General features: G+C 67.9%; 14 protein-coding genes and 1 riboswitch. Of the genes, 9 read left to right on the top strand and 5 right to left on the bottom strand.

What is annotated here, in order from left to right; all coding sequences use genetic code 11:
• Nucleotides 1–18 precede the first annotated feature (18 nt).
• The 9 genes from AB431_RS17045 to AB431_RS17005 all read left to right on the top strand — a co-directional run bounded on the left by AB431_RS17045 (nucleotide 19) and on the right by AB431_RS17005 (nucleotide 8,334).
• Complete coding sequence (locus tag AB431_RS17045) at nucleotides 19–351, top strand: small basic family protein (RefSeq protein ID WP_036344963.1); 333 nt, start codon at nucleotides 19–21, stop codon at nucleotides 349–351.
• Between the two features lies 1 nt (nucleotide 352).
• Nucleotides 353–1,114 (top strand): DUF881 domain-containing protein, encoded by a 762-nt coding sequence (locus AB431_RS17040; RefSeq protein WP_047330926.1) that lies wholly within the window; start codon nucleotides 353–355, stop codon nucleotides 1,112–1,114.
• A 22-nt stretch (nucleotides 1,115–1,136) separates the two neighbouring features.
• Nucleotides 1,137–1,532, top strand: coding sequence for a glycine cleavage system protein GcvH (gene gcvH / locus AB431_RS17035; protein ID WP_047330925.1), 396 nt, complete (start codon nucleotides 1,137–1,139; stop codon nucleotides 1,530–1,532).
• Nucleotides 1,533–1,687: 155 nt separating this feature from the next.
• Nucleotides 1,688–2,155: a glycogen accumulation regulator GarA gene (gene garA / locus AB431_RS17030; RefSeq protein ID WP_047330924.1), complete on the top strand. Its 468-nt coding sequence runs from the start codon at nucleotides 1,688–1,690 to the stop codon at nucleotides 2,153–2,155.
• Nucleotides 2,155–2,895, top strand: coding sequence for a MerR family transcriptional regulator (locus tag AB431_RS17025; RefSeq protein WP_047330923.1), 741 nt, complete (start codon nucleotides 2,155–2,157; stop codon nucleotides 2,893–2,895). The genes garA and AB431_RS17025 overlap by 1 nt, the downstream gene beginning before the upstream one ends.
• A gap of 49 nt (nucleotides 2,896–2,944) precedes the next feature.
• A complete protein-coding gene (locus AB431_RS17020) occupies nucleotides 2,945–3,439 on the top strand; it encodes a bifunctional nuclease family protein (protein ID WP_047330922.1) in 495 nt (164 codons plus the stop codon).
• A gap of 245 nt (nucleotides 3,440–3,684) precedes the next feature.
• Nucleotides 3,685–4,329: a MerR family transcriptional regulator gene (locus AB431_RS17015; RefSeq protein WP_047330921.1), complete on the top strand. Its 645-nt coding sequence runs from the start codon at nucleotides 3,685–3,687 to the stop codon at nucleotides 4,327–4,329.
• 13 nt (nucleotides 4,330–4,342) lie between these two features.
• Nucleotides 4,343–4,440: riboswitch (glycine riboswitch) on the top strand.
• A 159-nt stretch (nucleotides 4,441–4,599) separates the two neighbouring features.
• Complete coding sequence (gene gcvP, locus AB431_RS17010) at nucleotides 4,600–7,455, top strand: aminomethyl-transferring glycine dehydrogenase (RefSeq protein ID WP_047330920.1); 2,856 nt, start codon at nucleotides 4,600–4,602, stop codon at nucleotides 7,453–7,455.
• A 12-nt stretch (nucleotides 7,456–7,467) separates the two neighbouring features.
• Complete coding sequence (locus AB431_RS17005) at nucleotides 7,468–8,334, top strand: alpha/beta fold hydrolase (RefSeq protein ID WP_082135710.1); 867 nt, start codon at nucleotides 7,468–7,470, stop codon at nucleotides 8,332–8,334.
• Here the strand turns inward: AB431_RS17005 and AB431_RS17000 are convergent.
• The 5 genes from AB431_RS17000 to AB431_RS16980 are packed head-to-tail and all read right to left on the bottom strand — an operon-like array spanning nucleotide 8,331 to nucleotide 15,830.
• Nucleotides 8,331–10,226: a substrate-binding domain-containing protein gene (locus AB431_RS17000; protein WP_047330919.1), complete on the bottom strand. Its 1,896-nt coding sequence runs from the start codon at nucleotides 10,224–10,226 to the stop codon at nucleotides 8,331–8,333. The two genes, AB431_RS17005 and AB431_RS17000, sit on opposite strands and share 4 nt — an antisense overlap.
• 51 nt (nucleotides 10,227–10,277) lie before the next feature.
• Nucleotides 10,278–12,494, bottom strand: coding sequence for a malate synthase G (locus tag AB431_RS16995; RefSeq protein ID WP_047330918.1), 2,217 nt, complete (start codon nucleotides 12,492–12,494; stop codon nucleotides 10,278–10,280).
• A gap of 19 nt (nucleotides 12,495–12,513) precedes the next feature.
• Nucleotides 12,514–13,431, bottom strand: a complete 918-nt coding sequence (locus AB431_RS16990; protein WP_047330917.1) for a hypothetical protein — start codon at nucleotides 13,429–13,431, stop codon at nucleotides 12,514–12,516.
• On the bottom strand, nucleotides 13,424–14,476 hold the full coding sequence (locus tag AB431_RS16985) for a hemolysin family protein (protein WP_047330916.1): 1,053 nt from the start codon (nucleotides 14,474–14,476) through the stop codon (nucleotides 13,424–13,426). The genes AB431_RS16990 and AB431_RS16985 overlap by 8 nt, the downstream gene beginning before the upstream one ends.
• On the bottom strand, nucleotides 14,469–15,830 hold the full coding sequence (locus tag AB431_RS16980) for a hemolysin family protein (protein WP_047330915.1): 1,362 nt from the start codon (nucleotides 15,828–15,830) through the stop codon (nucleotides 14,469–14,471). Before AB431_RS16980 ends, AB431_RS16985 begins: the two co-directional genes overlap by 8 nt.
• Nucleotides 15,831–15,835: the final 5 nt, after the last annotated feature.

Here is a 15,835-nt window from a genome sequence, read left to right as displayed (position 1 = left end):
GGAAGGGCGACTAGCACAGTGATCGGAATCGCCGCACTCATCGTCGGCATCGTGCTGGGTCTTGTCCTGCACCCCAGCGTCCCCGAGGTGATCCAGCCCTACCTGCCGATCGCCGTCGTCGCCGCGCTGGACGCGGTGTTCGGCGGTCTGCGTGCCTACCTGGAGAAGATCTTCGATCCCAAGGTGTTCGTCGTCTCGTTCGTCTTCAACGTGCTGGTCGCCGCGCTGATCGTGTACGTCGGCGATCAACTCGGCGTGGGCACGCAGTTGTCGACCGCGATCATCGTCGTCCTCGGCATCCGCATCTTCGGCAACGCCGCCGCGCTGAGACGCAGGTTGTTCGGGGCGTGAGGTGACCGACGAGGAGCACGGCCGCCACGAACTGCCCGGCCCGGCGCCGGCGCCGGTGCGCCGGCCCCGCAGTCGCGTGCAGGTGATCTTCGGTGTGCTCGGCGTGCTGCTGTGCCTGATGCTCGGTGTGGCCATCGCCACCCAGGCCCGCCAGACCGAGTCCGGCGACGCCCTGGACACCGCGCGCCCGGCCGACCTGCTCGTCCTGCTCGGCTCGCTGCAGCAGCGGGAAGCCACGCTCAACACCGAGGTCGCCGAACTGCAGCGCAACCTCGCGGCCATGCAGACCGCGGGCAGCAGCGATCAGGCGGCGATCCAGAACGCGCAGGCCAGGCTGGCCGCCCTGTCGATCCTCATCGGTACCGTCGCGGCCACCGGGCCCGGCGTGACGATCACCATCGACGATCCCGGACCGGGGGTCGCGCCCGAGACCATGCTCGACGTCATCAACGAGCTGCGGGCCGCAGGCGCGGAGGCGATGGAGATCCGCTCCGGCCAGCAGGCCGTCCGGGTTGGGGTCGACACCTGGGTGGTCGGCAGTCCCGGCGCGCTGGTGATCGACACGCAGACGCTCGGCCCGCCGTATTCTGTTCTGGCCATTGGCGATCCACCCACCCTGGCTGCGGCGATGAACATCCCCGGCGGTGCGGTCGACAGCGTCGAGCGGGTGGGTGGGCGAATGACCGTCGCGCAGTCCGACAAGGTGGACATCACCACCTTGCGGCAACCGAAAGCGCGCCAATACGCTCAGCCCGTCAAATGAGCATCCGACACCGAGGAGCACCGTGAGCGAAATCCCAGCCGACCTGCGCTACACCGCCGAGCACGAGTGGGTGCAGCGCATCGGTGACGACACCGTGCGCGTCGGCATCACCGACTTCGCCCAGTCCTCGCTCGGCGACGTGGTGTACGTGCAGTTACCCGAGGTGGGCAGCGACGTCACGTCCGGTGAGTCCTTCGGCGAGGTGGAGTCCACCAAGTCGGTTTCGGATCTCTACGCCCCCGTCACGGCCAAAGTGATTGCGGTCAACGGCGAATTGGAGGGCAGCCCCGGGCTGGTCAACTCCGACCCCTACGGTCAGGGGTGGTTGTTGGAGTTGCAGGTCGACGGCGATACCCTCGAAAAGGGGTTGGCGGCGTTGCTCGATGCGGACGCCTATCGGGACACAGTGACTGAATGACATTGTTAGGGTGCCTGCCAGCCACCGATCCGGCGGTGGTGGACACAACGACGACCACTGCGCGGTACGGTCGACGTAATTGATTGTTGAGGCGGACGGGCGTCTTGTGCGGATACCCGCCAAGTACAGCCACGGCAGCCAGTGAGGAGTAGCGGGTGACCGACAAGGACCAGAACTCTGACGAAGTCACCGTGGAGACGACTTCGGTCTTCCGCGCCGACTTCCTCAACGAGCTGGACGCCCCGGCGGCCACCGGCGGCGAGAGCTCGGTATCCGGGGTCGAAGGCCTGCCGGTGGGCTCGGCGCTGCTGGTCGTCAAGCGTGGCCCCAACGCGGGCTCGCGGTTCCTCCTGGATCAGGCGACGACCTCGGCCGGCCGTCACCCGGACTCCGACATCTTCCTCGATGACGTGACCGTCAGCCGTCGGCACGCCGAGTTCCGCTTGGACGGCAACGAATTCCAGGTCGTCGACGTCGGCAGCCTCAACGGCACCTACGTCAACCGCGAACCGGTCGACTCGGCCACGCTGGCCAACGGCGACGAGGTCCAGATCGGCAAGTTCCGCCTGGTCTTCCTCACCGGACCGAAGTCGTCCGACGACGAAGGCGGTCCAGGAAGCTAGTGACCGCCCCCGATACTCCCGCGCTTGCCGGGATGTCTATCGGAGCGGTCCTGGACCTGCTGCGACCGGACTTCCCGGACGTGACGATCTCCAAGATCCGATTCTTGGAAGCCGAGGGTCTCGTCACGCCGGAGCGCAGCGGATCGGGGTATCGGCGATTCACCGCGTACGACTGTGCCCGGTTGCGGTTCATCCTGACCGCCCAGCGTGACCACTATCTGCCGCTGAAGGTCATCAAGGCACAGCTCGACGCCCAGCCGGACGGCGAGCTGCCCCACGTCGGATCGCCTTACGCCGTACCGCGTTTGGTGACGGTGGCCGACCAGGACTCGCCTGACGCCGGCGACGATATCGATGTCGCACGCGCTCAGGTGCGGCTGAGCCGAGAAGACCTGCTGGAGCGATCCGGTGTGGGCGAGGAGATGCTGACCGCGCTGTGCAAAGCGGGGGTGATCACCACCGGCCCGGGCGGGTTGTTCGACGAACATTCGGTGGTCATCGCGCAATGCGCACGGGCGCTGGGGGAGTACGGCGTCGAACCGCGACACCTGCGGGCATTTCGGTCGGCGGCGGACCGGCAGTCCGACCTGATCGCGCAGATCGCAGGACCGGTGGGCAAGGCATCCAAGACCGGTGCGCGCGACCGCGCCGACGATTTGGCGCGTGAGGTTGCCGCTCTGGCAATCACGTTGCACACATCGCTGATCAAGTCCGCGGTACGAGACGTTCTCGACCGCTGAGGACTAGACTCGCCGATGATGGCACAACCAGCGCGGAGGTCAGGCACAGATGGGTGAGGTTCGTGTGGTTGGCATTCGCGTCGAGCAGCCCCAGAACCAGCCGGTTCTGTTACTGCGGGAATCCAACGGCGACCGCTACCTGCCCATCTGGATCGGTCAGTCGGAGGCCACCGCGATCGCGCTCGAACAGCAGGGCGTCGAGCCGGCCCGGCCGCTGACCCACGACCTGTTCCGAGATGTCATTGGCGCACTGGGGCATTCGCTCAAAGAGGTGCGGATCGTGGACTTGCAGGAAGGCACGTTCTACGCCGACCTGATCTTCGACCGTGACATCAAGGTGTCCGCCCGGCCGTCGGACTCGGTGGCGATCGCGCTGCGGATGGGTGTGCCGATCTACGTCGAGGAGGCGGTACTGGCCGAGGCCGGGCTGCTGATTCCGGACGAGGGCGACGACGAATCCACCGGGGCCGTGCGCGAGGACGAGGTCGAGAAATTCAAAGAGTTTCTCGACAGCGTGTCCCCGGACGATTTCAAGGCGACCTGACGGGGTGTCCGGCCGTGCCTGGTGAGACACCGAGAGCAAGATCACGGATGCGTCTCACTTGGCCTGCAGCGGTTCGACACGCGCGGCGGATGACGCGGAGCGCAGCCAAGGGCAGCCATACTTTGATTGCGAACGACGAGCGCGACCGCCCGTCGAAAAGCGTATGCTCGGTGGACTCGGACTGGGCAAACGTGGTTGGTGGAGCGGTCAGCGGGCCATAGGTTCGAACGGCGAGAGGAAGCATCGTGGGCGAGCAGCCACGTCAGGGACAGTTGGACCTTGCTGGCACGGGCTCTGATTCCGATGGCCGCTTCGAGGCGGACACACCCCGCGGCGCGCCGGTGAGTGAGCCGGTGCAGCCGGGCCTGTTCCCCGACGACTCGGTCCCCGACGAGCTGGTCGGTTACCGGGGGCCGAGTGCCTGCCAGATCGCCGGAATCACCTACCGCCAGTTGGATTACTGGGCCCGCACCTCATTGGTGGTGCCGTCCATCCGCGGTGCGGCGGGCTCCGGCAGCCAGCGCCTGTATTCGTTCAAGGACATCCTGGTCCTCAAGATCGTCAAGCGGCTGCTCGACACCGGCATCTCGCTGCACAACATCCGCGTCGCCGTCGACCATCTGCGTCAGCGCGGCGTGCAGGACCTGGCCAACATCACCCTGTTCTCCGATGGCACAACGGTGTACGAGTGCACGTCGGCCGAAGAGGTCGTCGACTTGCTGCAGGGCGGCCAGGGTGTGTTCGGCATCGCGGTCAGCGGCGCCATGCGGGAACTGTCCGGCGCGATCGCAGACTTCCCGGGTGAGCGGGCCGACGGCGGCGAGTCGATCGCCTCGCCGGAGGACGAGCTGGCCTCCCGACGCAAGAGCCGCGACCGCAAGATCGGTTAGAATCGCGGGGTATCGCCCTCGCGCGGGAGAGCTTCGTGGCAGCCAGCCACGGACGCCGAAGGAGCAACACCTCTCCGTCAACCTCTCAGGCACCCGGACCGCGCGTGGCCACGATGCCTCTGGAAAGCGGTGACCAGTGGTCACCCGCCCATGGGGAAAGGCAGTCGCGCCGCTGACGCGGGCTGACCGAATCTCTCAGGCGCCCGGTCCGGGTGGACGACAGAGGGAGAGGACGCCGCTGACGGCTGCGCCGTAAGTCAGGAGTCCCCCATGTCGAAACAAGCAGGGTCCAACCACACCCCCACCTTCGCCGATCGCCATATCGGACCGGATTCCGATGCCATCGCGACGATGCTCGACGTGATCGGGGTCGCCTCGCTCGAAGAATTGGCCGCCAAGGCGTTGCCGGCGGGCATCCTCGACGCGCTCGCGGCCGACGGCCTGGCGCCCGGCCTCGATCAGCTGCCCGCCGCGGTCGGCGAGCATGAGGCGCTGGCCGAACTGCGGCGGTTGGCCGATACCAACACCATCGCCGTCTCCATGATCGGGCAGGGCTACTACGACACGCTCACCCCGCCGGTGCTGCTGCGCAACATCCTGGAGAACCCGGCCTGGTACACCGCCTACACGCCGTATCAACCGGAGATCAGCCAGGGCCGCCTCGAGGTGCTGCTGAACTTCCAGACCATGATCGCCGACCTGACCGGGCTCGAGATCGCAGGAGCCTCGATGCTCGACGAGGCCACCGCGGCGGCCGAGGCGATGACCCTCATGCACCGTGCGGTCCGCGGGTCGGTCAACCGGCTGGCCGTCGACACCGACCTGTTCCCCCAGACCGCGGCCATCCTGGCGACGCGCGCCGAGCCGCTGGGCATCGAGATCGTCACCGCCGACCTGCGGGGCGGCCTGCCCGAGGGTGAGTTCTTCGGGGTGATCGCGCAGCTGCCCGGCGCCAGCGGACGGGTGACCGACTGGTCCAAGCTGGTCGAGCAGGCCCACGAGCGCGGTGCGCTGGTGGCACTGGGCGCCGACCTGCTGGCGATGACGCTGATCGCGCCGCCCGGCGAGTTCGGCGCCGACGTCGCCTTCGGAAGCGCCCAAAGATTCGGTGTGCCAATGGGATTCGGCGGCCCGCACGCCGGCTTCCTGGCGGTGCACTCCAAGCATGCCCGCCAGCTTCCCGGCCGGTTGGTCGGCGTCTCGGTGGACAGTGACGGCGCACCGGCATACCGGTTGTCGCTGCAGACGCGCGAACAGCACATCCGCCGCGACAAGGCGACCTCCAACATCTGCACCGCCCAGGTGCTGCTGGCGGTGATGGCCGCGTCGTACGCCAGCTACCACGGCCCCGACGGCCTGACCGGGATCGCCCGCCGCGTGCACGGGTACGCCCGCACGCTGGCTGCCGGCCTGAGCGCGGCGGGTGTCGAGGTGGTGCACGACACCTTCTTCGACACCGTGCTGGTGCACGTCCCGAACCGGGCCGCCGCGGTGCAAGCCGAGGCCAAGGGCCGCGGCATCAACATCTGGCGGGTGGACGCCGACCATGTGTCGGTCGCCTGCGACGAGGCCACCACCGCCGCGCACATCGCGCTGGTGCTGGAGGCCTTCGGTGCGTCGGTTGCCGGTGACTACGCGGGACCCGAGATCGATTCGCGGACAACCGAATTCTTGACCCACCCGGCCTTTCATCGGTATCGCACCGAGACCGAGATGATGCGCTATCTGCGCACCCTGGCGGACAAGGACATTGCGCTGGATCGCAGCATGATCCCGCTGGGGTCGTGCACGATGAAGCTCAACGCCGCCGCCGAGATGGAGTCCATCACCTGGCCGGAGTTCGGCCGCCAGCACCCGTTCGCCCCGGCCGGCGACACCCCGGGGCTGCGCAAGCTGATCGCGGACCTGGAGAACTGGCTGACCGGGCTGACCGGATATGACGCAATCTCGTTGCAGCCCAACGCCGGATCGCAGGGCGAGTACGCCGGGCTGCTGGCCATTCGCGACTACCACCTGGCCAACGGCGACACCGGGCGCGACGTCTGCCTGATCCCATCCAGTGCGCACGGCACCAACGCCGCGTCGGCCGCGATGGTCGGCATGCGGGTGGTCGTGGTGGCCTGCCGGGAGAACGGCGACGTCGACCTGGACGACCTGCGTGCCAAGGTGAGCGAGCACGCCGAGCGGCTGGCCGCGCTGATGATCACCTACCCGTCCACGCACGGGGTGTATGAGCACGACATCGCCAACATCTGCGCGGCCGTGCACGACGCGGGCGGGCAGGTGTACGTCGACGGCGCCAACCTCAACGCCTTGGTCGGCCTGGCCCGCCCGGGCAAGTTCGGCGGCGACGTCAGCCATCTCAACCTGCACAAGACGTTCTGCATCCCGCACGGCGGCGGCGGCCCGGGCGTCGGCCCGGTGGCGGTGCGGTCGCATCTGGCGGCGTTCCTGCCCGGCCATCCGCTGGCCGAGGAACTGCCGAAGGGGCGCCCGGTGTCTGCGGCACCGTACGGGTCGGCGTCGATCCTGCCGATCACGTGGGCCTACATCAGGATGATGGGCGGCGAGGGGCTACGTGATGCGACGCTGACCGCGATCGCCTCGGCCAATTACATCGCCCGCCGACTCGACGAGTACTACCCGGTGCTGTACACCGGCGAGAACGGCATGGTCGCCCACGAGTGCATCCTCGATCTGCGCGGCATCACCAAGGCCACCGGCGTTACCGTCGATGATGTGGCGAAGCGGCTGGCGGACTTCGGTTTCCACGCGCCGACGATGAGCTTCCCGGTGGCCGGCACGCTGATGGTGGAGCCCACCGAGAGTGAGAGCCTGGCCGAGGTGGATGCGTTCTGCGAGGCGATGATCGCCATCCGCGCCGAGATCGACAAGGTCGGCTCGGGGGAGTGGCCTGCCGATGACAACCCGCTGCGCAATTCACCGCACACTGCCGAATGCCTGCTGGTCGACGAGTGGACCCACCCCTACACCCGCGAGCAGGCGGCCTACCCGCTGGGCAAGAACTTCCGGCCGAAGGTGTGGCCGCCGGTGCGCCGCATCGACGGGGCGTACGGTGACCGGAACCTGGTGTGCTCGTGCCCGCCGGTGGAGGCGTTCGCCTGATAGCGTCAGCGGATGCTGCCTGCCAGCGTTCGTCAGTGGCAAGACGGTGGTCGCATGCTGTCGACCAGCGCGGGTCAGGTCTTCGTGCGGTCGCGACCCGGGTCCGGCCCGACCGTGCTTCTGCTACACGGGTTCCCGTCGAGTTCCTACGACTTTCGTGGCGTCGTCGAACGCCTCGGCGACCAGGCCTGGCTGACGCTGGACTTCCTCGGGTTCGGGCTCTCCGACAAACCCCGCCCGCATCGCTACAGCCTGCTGGAGCAGGCCGACATCGTGCAGCAGGTGGTCGCCGACGCCGCGCCCGGCCCGGTGGTGCTGCTCGCCCACGACATGGGCACCTCGGTGGCCACCGAACTTCTGGCCCGTGATGTCTCCGGATCGCTGCCGTTCGACATCCAGCGTGCTGTGCTCACCAACGGCAGCGTGATCATCGAACGCGCGAGCCTGCGGCCCAGCCAGAAGATCCTGCGCGGCCCGCTTGGACCGCTGCTCGCTCGGCTGACCAACGAGCGGGGCTTCCTGCGCGGCTTCGCCAAACTCTTCAGCGCGGCGCACCCGCTGAGCGACGACGAGGCGAACGCGCAGTGGGCTCTGATGGCGCGCGACGACGGTCACCGCATCATCAATCTGCTGTGCGCCTACCTCAACGAGCGGGTTCGGTTCGCCGAACGCTGGCACGGCGCCGTCCGCGACTGGGACAAGCCACTCGGATTCCTCTGGGCGACCGGCGATCCGGTGGCCACCACGAATGTGCTCGCCGGCCTGCGGGAGCTGCGGCCCGCGGCCGAGGTGATCGAACTGACGGGAATCGGCCACTACCCGCAGATCGAGGTCCCCGACGAATTCACCGCCGGCGCACGGCAGTTGCTCAAGATCTAGGACAGCAGCGTCGACACGGCGGTCGCCAGGTCCGGCGAATCCGACGACGCGACATTCTGATATGTGCCACCCGAGGCTTGGGCGACCGCCTCCCACGTTGCACGGTCGGAGTCGTCACCGAAGTCGATGACGTTGATCGCCACCGGCTTGGCCGGATCGGCCGCCGACTTGACGTACTGAATCAGCCCCGGGCCGTCCAGCGTCTGATCGGTGTGCGGACCCTGGGTGATCACCAGCAGCGAATTGGTTTGTCCCTGGCGGAAGTTCGCCATCGCCTCGCCGTACGCCAACCGCAGCGTCGTGAACGACACGGCACCGCTGCCCGACGGCGACAATCCGCCCAGAGTGCCGGTCAGCGCGGCCGAGCGCGGCTGCCCGTTGAGGTCATCGGTCAACGGCCCCATCGGCACCGCCGACTTGCCCTCGGTGCCGTTGAACGTCCACAACCCGACCGCCGCGTTCGACGGGAGCGCACCGATGCGATTGGTCAGCGCGGTCACGACATTGGCCAGGCGTGACTTGCCGCCCTCGTCGGCACCCATCGCCTGATTGAGCATGATCGTGGTGGCCGATCCGGTGGCCGGGGTGGACACCGCCGCGGCTAGCGTGGCGCGCACCGACTCGTCGTCGATGGTCAGCGGCGAACCCAGTTGCGGGAAGCTCACCACGTCGTTGCCCGGCGGGGTGGCGCCTTCGGCCCGGAAGCCGGCCTTGGCCAGGGTGCTCAGCTGTTCCGGTTTGCGCATGAACCGGGCGAATTGGCTTGCTGCACTGACCTGTTCCTCGGACAGCCAGCTGCCCGAGAGCAGGACGGTGGGGTAGTCGGCCACGGCGACCGGTCCCTGCGGCAGCCACTCTGCGACGCTGTTCTTGGCATCCTGCACCGAGGATGCGCGCGCGAACAACTGCTGCTCGGTGGTCGCGACGGCATGCACGGGCGCACCGGCGGAGTCACCGGAACCCAGAAGCGCCTTCCACGCCGTGTCGGTGGTGGTGTCGGCCAGCTTGGGCTGACCGGCGAGCAGCCCGTTGACCGCGCCGAGGCCGGCGGTGGCGGGCGCGTTCGCGGGCGCTGACGACGTGGCCACCGCTTCGGCGGCCAGATAGGTGGCGTCGGCATCACCGACGGTGGGCAGCGCCAGCCGTAGCGAACCCCAGCCGGGCAGGTTCAGGCCGTCGAGCGCCGTCGGGTTCGACTGCAGGCCCGGCAACGCCGACCAACTCTGCTGTCCCAGAGCATCTTTGAGCTGCGGACGCACCGCGAGGACCACCGGCGAACTGACCAGAGAGCGCGCGTCGCTGACGACTTCCTTACCCGCGGTGGACTGAAGGCGCGCCGCGCCGATGGAACTGGCCGGAACCCACAGCGCGGGACGCTCGCCGAGATCGCCCGGCCAGTTGGCGACGAACCCGTCGACCACCCGATCGGAATCGGCAGCGGTGACAACCATCTTCACGCAACGGTCGCCGACCGGGGTGACCGTGGCGTTGAAGCCCTCGGCGAACTTGGTGACGTTGTCGGCGATCGACGGGTCGGCGACCACACCGACGTTGAGGGTGCCTGCCAGACATTTCTGGGCCGCGTCGGTCGACCGGTGTGACAACGCGTCGCCGAAGAACCGCCACAGGATCACTCCACCGACGACCACGACCACGGTGACCAGCGCGGCAATCACCCCGAGGCTCACCCCGCGGCGGCCGCCCTCGCTGCGGTGCCCGCCCTCGAAAGCGATTCTGCGGCGGGCGGTGTCGGTCAGCGACGACGAATCGGCGTCCTCGACGTCAGGGACATCGGCATCGTTGCCGGAGCGGGCGAAGCGACCGGTCGGTGTTTCGTCGGCAGGCTCGTCACCGAAGGAGCCCCCGGGACCCGGTCTGCTGTGCCTGCCCATGGCGGTGCCTCATCCTCTTTCGTTCAACGGTGATGCGGTGCAGCTTGGAGGTCAGGCGCCGGTACTGGCCTTGTACTCCCGGCGGCGCCGATGCAGGATCGGCTCGGTGTAGCCGTTCGGCTGGGCCGCGCCGGCCAGGATCAGCTCCTGAGCGGCCTGGAACGCGATGCTGTTGTCCGGGTCCGTCGCCATCGGCTTGAAGTCGGGATCCTTGGCGTTCTGCTCGTCGACCACCGCCGCCATCCGGCGCAGGCTCTCGCGGACGTCGTCCTCGGTGATCACGCCGTGCCGCAACCAGTTCGCCAGTAGCTGGCTTGAAATGCGCAGCGTCGCACGATCTTCCATCAGCGCGACGTCGTGAATGTCGGGCACCTTCGAGCAGCCGACACCGGCGTCGATCCAGCGCACCACGTAGCCGAGAATCGACTGGCAGTTGTTGTCCACCTCTTCGTGGATCTCCTCCGGCGACCACGCGAGCTCCTTGGCCAGCGGGATCGTCAGCAACTCGTCGATGCTGGTGCGGGACTTCCCGGCCAGCTCCTTGTGAACCTCGTAGACGTCGACGTAGTGGTAGTGCATGGCGTGCAGCGTGGCCGCCGTCGGCGACGGCACCCACGCGGTGGTGGCGCCGGCCTTGGGCTGACCGATCTTCTGCTCCACCATGTCGGCCATCAGGTCGGTCATGGCCCACATGCCTTTTCCGATCTGGGCCTTGCCGGAGAACCCGGTCGCCAGGCCGATGTCGACGTTCTGGTCTTCGTAGGCCTTGATCCACGGCTGGCTCTTCATGGCGCCCTTGCGGATCATCGGGCCGGCCTCCATCGAGGTGTGGATCTCGTCGCCGGTGCGGTCCAGGAAGCCGGTGTTGATGAACGCAACCCGGTCGGCGGCGGCCTTGATGCAGGCCTTGAGGTTGGCCGAGGTACGGCGCTCCTCGTCCATGATGCCGACCTTGATGGTGTTCTGCGGCAGGCCCAGCACGTCCTCGACGCGGCTGAACAGTTCGCAGGTGAACGCGACCTCGTCTGGCCCGTGCATCTTCGGCTTCACGATGTAGATCGAGCCGGTGCGGCTGTTCTGCCGCGGGCTGCCGTCCTCGGCCTTGAGCCCGTGCACCGCGATCAGGCTGGTGAACAGGGCGTCCTGGATACCCTCGGGAATCTCGTTGCCGTCAGAGTCGACGATCGCGTCATTGGTCATCAGATGCCCGACGTTGCGGACGAACAGCAGGGAGCGGCCGGGCAGAGTGAAAGTGCTGCCGTCTGCCGGAGCCGATCCGTCGGCGACATCGGGCCGAGCCGTCTTGTAGGTGCGGTCGTCGTTGAGCACGCGGGTGAAGGTCTTGCCGCCCTTGCTGACCTCTTCGGCCAGGTCGCCCTTGTTGAGGCCGAGCCAGTTGCGGTATCCGAGCACCTTGTCGTCGGCGTCGACGGCGGCCACCGAGTCCTCGAAGTCCATGATCGTGGTGATCGCCGACTCCAGCACGACGTCTTTGATGCCGGCTTTGTCGGTCTTGCCGACCGGGGATTCGGGGTCGATCAGGATCTCGATATGCAGACCGTTGTTGACCAGCAGCACCGACCAGGCGGGTTCGCCGAGTTCACCGGTGTAGCCGAGGAACTTCTCCGGGCTGGCCAGACCGGAGGACTGCTCATCCTGCGCGACCTCGAGCACACCGTCGGCGACGCTGAGTCCGGTGGCATCGGCCCAAGAGCCCGACGCCAGCGGAACGGCCTTGTCGAGGAAGTCCCGGGCGTAGGCGATGACCTTATCGCCGCGCACCTTGTTGTAGCTGGTGCCAGGTTCGGCGCCGCCCTCGGTGCTGATGACGTCGGTGCCGTACAGCGCGTCGTATAGCGAGCCCCAGCGCGCATTCGCGGCGTTCAGCGCGAACCGGGCGTTGAGGATCGGAACCACCAGCTGCGGGCCTGCCGTGGTGGTGATCTCGTCGTCCACTCCGGAGGTGGTGATGCTGAAGTCACCCGGGTCCGGCTGCAGGTAGCCGATGTCGGTGAGGAACTGCTGGTACTCACTGGCGTCGATACCGCCGATGATCCGCTGGCGGTGCCACTTGTCGATCTGCGCCTGCAGATCGTCGCGGCGGGCCAGCAGGTCCTGATTCTGCGGCGTCAGGTCGGTGACGACCTTGTCCACGCCGGCCCAGAAGCTGTCGGCGTCAATCCCGGTGCCGGGCAGCGCCTCGTTGGTGATGAAGTCGTACAACACCTGCGCCACACGCAGGTTGCCCACGGGCACGCGATCGCTCATCTGTCCTCCCTCACGACAATCAATTCATCTTACCCGCAGGTAGGAACCCCTCCGACACAGTGTCGTAGGCCACCTCCGCACCCAGCAGCCGCTCACACCACGCCAGCAGCGCCGCCCGCAACGGCGCGGCGCGCTCGGCTATAACCCCCTGGCGCCGGACGTATTCCGCTCGCCCGGCGGGTTCCTCGACGGTGATGGGCTCAAACCCGAAGTCCGACAGGTCATAGGGACTGGCCCGCATGTCGAGTTCACGTGCGTCCGCGGCCAGCTCCAGGCAGCCCACCAGCAACTCCGAATTCACCAGCGGTCCGAGCTTGAAGCACCACTTGTAGAGATCCATGTTCGCGTGCAGACACCCCGGCTGTTCCCAGTCGCGCTGAGTGGCACGCGTCGGTTGCCCGCGGTTGCGCGGCGCGGCCGCGGTCGTGAAGAACCGATACGCGTCGAAGTGGGTGCAGCGCAATGGTGTCGACTCGACCACCGCGTCGGTGCCTGCGCCACCGAGGCGCAGCGGCACCGTGCCGTGGCGGACGGCGTCGGTGCGGTAGACCATCGCCCACTCGTGCATGCCGAAGCAGCCGAACTGCGGCGCACGCGCCTCGGTGGCGCGCAGCAGGTCGGCCACGAAGCGGACCGTCGACAGCCGGGAGCGCAGGTATTCAGCGCTGACGGTCACGCCGTCGGCTGTGGCGGTGTACCCGGCGCGGTCGAGGTATTCGGCGCCGGCCGGGCCGGCCAGCGCGGTGCCGTAGCCGGGGTGCCACACCCGCAGCTGGCGGGGACGCAGGCTGTAGTAGGTGAACAGGAAATCCCACACCGGGTGAGCGTCACCGCGCCGGGCGCGGTCTCGGTGCGGTCCGATGAACGCATCCACCCGGGCGCGGTGGGCTTGCGCCCGCCCCAGCCACACCTCCTGCGCCCGGACTCCGTCACGCACGGTGCATCCCGTCGCGCACCGTGCCGATCACGTCCTCGACGAGGTCCTCCAATGCGACCATCGCGCAGACCGACTGATCGCCGTCGGTGACCAGGGCCAGGTGGCTGTTGTCTCGGCGCAGTTGCGACAGGGCGTCGGGCAGCGGCATGTCGGCGGGCACCCGCGGCAGCGGGCGCACCACCGCGCTGTCGACCACCGCATCGCGGTCGTCCATCTGGTCGAGGATGTCCTTGATGTGGATGAAGCCGATGAAGTCGCCGGCGGCGTCGGTGATCGGGAATCGGGAGTAACCCGTCTCGGTGAGCGCCTGCTCGATTGCGGCCACGGTCGGACCACCGCCGGCCGGGGCCACGGGCACGGCGCGGATGTCACGCACCGGGACGGCCACGTCGTTGACGACGCGATTGCGGATCTGCAGGGCTCGCGAGAGTCGCATGTGCTCCTCCTGGTCCAGCAGTCCCTCCGACAGCGACTCGGCGATCATCTCCGACAGTTCGACCATGGAGACGGTGTTCTCCAGCTCCGTCTTGGGTTCGACGCCGAGGGCACGCACCAGCATCTGCGCACACCAGTCGTAGAAGGCGATGACCGGTCGGGTTGCCTTGACCCACAACAGGTATGGCGGCACCAGGAGCATTGCCGACTTCTCCGGGCCGGCCAGCGCGATGTTCTTGGGCACCATCTCGCCGAGCAGGACGTGAAGGATCACCACCACCGTGATGGCCACCAGGAACGACACCGTGTGCAGAACGGCGTCGGGCACTCCGAGAAGATCGAAGACCGGCGCAAGCAGATGCGCCACCGCCGGCTCGCCGACCCGGCCCAGGATGATCGAACACAGCGTGATGCCCAGCTGCGCTCCGGCCAGCATCACCGAGAGGTTCTCGCCGGCCCGGATCACCGTGACGGCGCTGCGTTTACCCTGCTCGGCCAGCGCCTCGAGGCGGTCGCGGCGCGCGGAGATCAGCGCGAACTCCGCGCCGACGAAGAAGGCGTTCGCCAGGATCAGCAGCAGGGTCAGCAGGACGGCGAGGACGTCACCCATCGGTGGCCTCCGGTTCGTCGGCGGGCACCGGGGCCAGGCCGACCACGTCCACCCGCCGGCCGTCCATCCGCAGCACGGTCGCCCGCCAGCGGGGCTGCTCGTCGAGTGGGGCATCGGGGTCGAAGGCGCGCAACTCCACCGACTCACCGACTTCCGGGATGTGCCCCAGCGCATACATCACCAGGCCGCCGATGGTCTCGTAGTCGCCTTCCGAGGCGCGAAAATCGGTGGTCTCGGCGACCTCGTCGATGCGCAGCAGACCTGATACCTCCCAACCGTCGGCGGTGCGTTCCACGTCGGGGGTGGCTTCGTCGTGTTCATCGCGGATGTCGCCGACGATCTCCTCGATCAGGTCCTCGACGGTGACCATGCCGGCGATGCCGCCGTATTCGTCGGCCACCAGCGCGGTCTGCAGCCCGGTGGCCCGCAGCTGCGACATCAGCGCGTCACCATCCAGCGTCGAGGGCACCACGGGGACCTGCCGGGCCAGCGCCGCCAGCCGGGTGTTGTCCCGGCTGGCGTGCGGCAGCGCGAAGACCTGTTTGAGGTGGACCAGGCCGATGGTCTCGTCGAGGTCGCCACGGGTGACCGGGAACCGGGAGTGCCCGGTTTCCTTGGCCATCGCGAGCAGGTCGCCGACGGTGTCGTCGCCCTCGAGCGATTCGATCTTCGAGCGTGGGGTCATCAGCTCTTCGGCGGTCCGTGCGCCGAACTGCAGCGAGCGGTCGACCAGCGAGGCGGTGAGCTGGTCCAGTGAACCCTGCCGGGCCGACGTGCGGACCAGCGACACCAGCTCCTGGGGTGAACGGGCGGAGCGCAGTTCGTCGGCAGGTTCGATGCCGAAGCGTTTGAGCATCCAGTTCGCGGAGCCGTTGGTCAGCTGGATCAGTGGCGTGAACAAGGCCGAGAACAGCACCTGGGGACCGGCCACCACCCGTGCGGTCTGCAGCGGGATGGCAACCGCGAGGTATTGGGCCACCAGCTCGCCGAACACCATCGATACCGAGGTGGCGATCAGCAGCGCGATCAGCAGCGCGGTGGTGTCCACCCACTCGGCGGGCAGTCCGGCGCTGTGCAGCGGGCCCGCCAGCAGCCGCGCGATCAACGGCTCGGCGAGATAGCCGGTGATCAGTGTGGTGATCGAGATGCCGATCTGGGCGCCGGACAGCTGAAACGACAGCGTCCGGTGCGCGCGCTGCACGATCTTGTCGCGCCGGCCACCGACTCGGGCGTTGGCGTCGACCGTGCTGCGCTCGAGTGCCGTCAGCGAGAACTCCGCGGCCACGAATACCGCGGTGCCCAGCGTCAACACGATGAACCCGAGGAAGCTGAGCAGGATGGTGATGACGCTCATCGGGT

The sequence above is a fragment of the Mycobacterium sp. EPa45 genome, from assembly GCF_001021385.1.
Classification (GTDB): domain Bacteria; phylum Actinomycetota; class Actinomycetes; order Mycobacteriales; family Mycobacteriaceae; genus Mycobacterium.
This window is presented reverse-complemented; position numbering and strand designations above follow the sequence as displayed.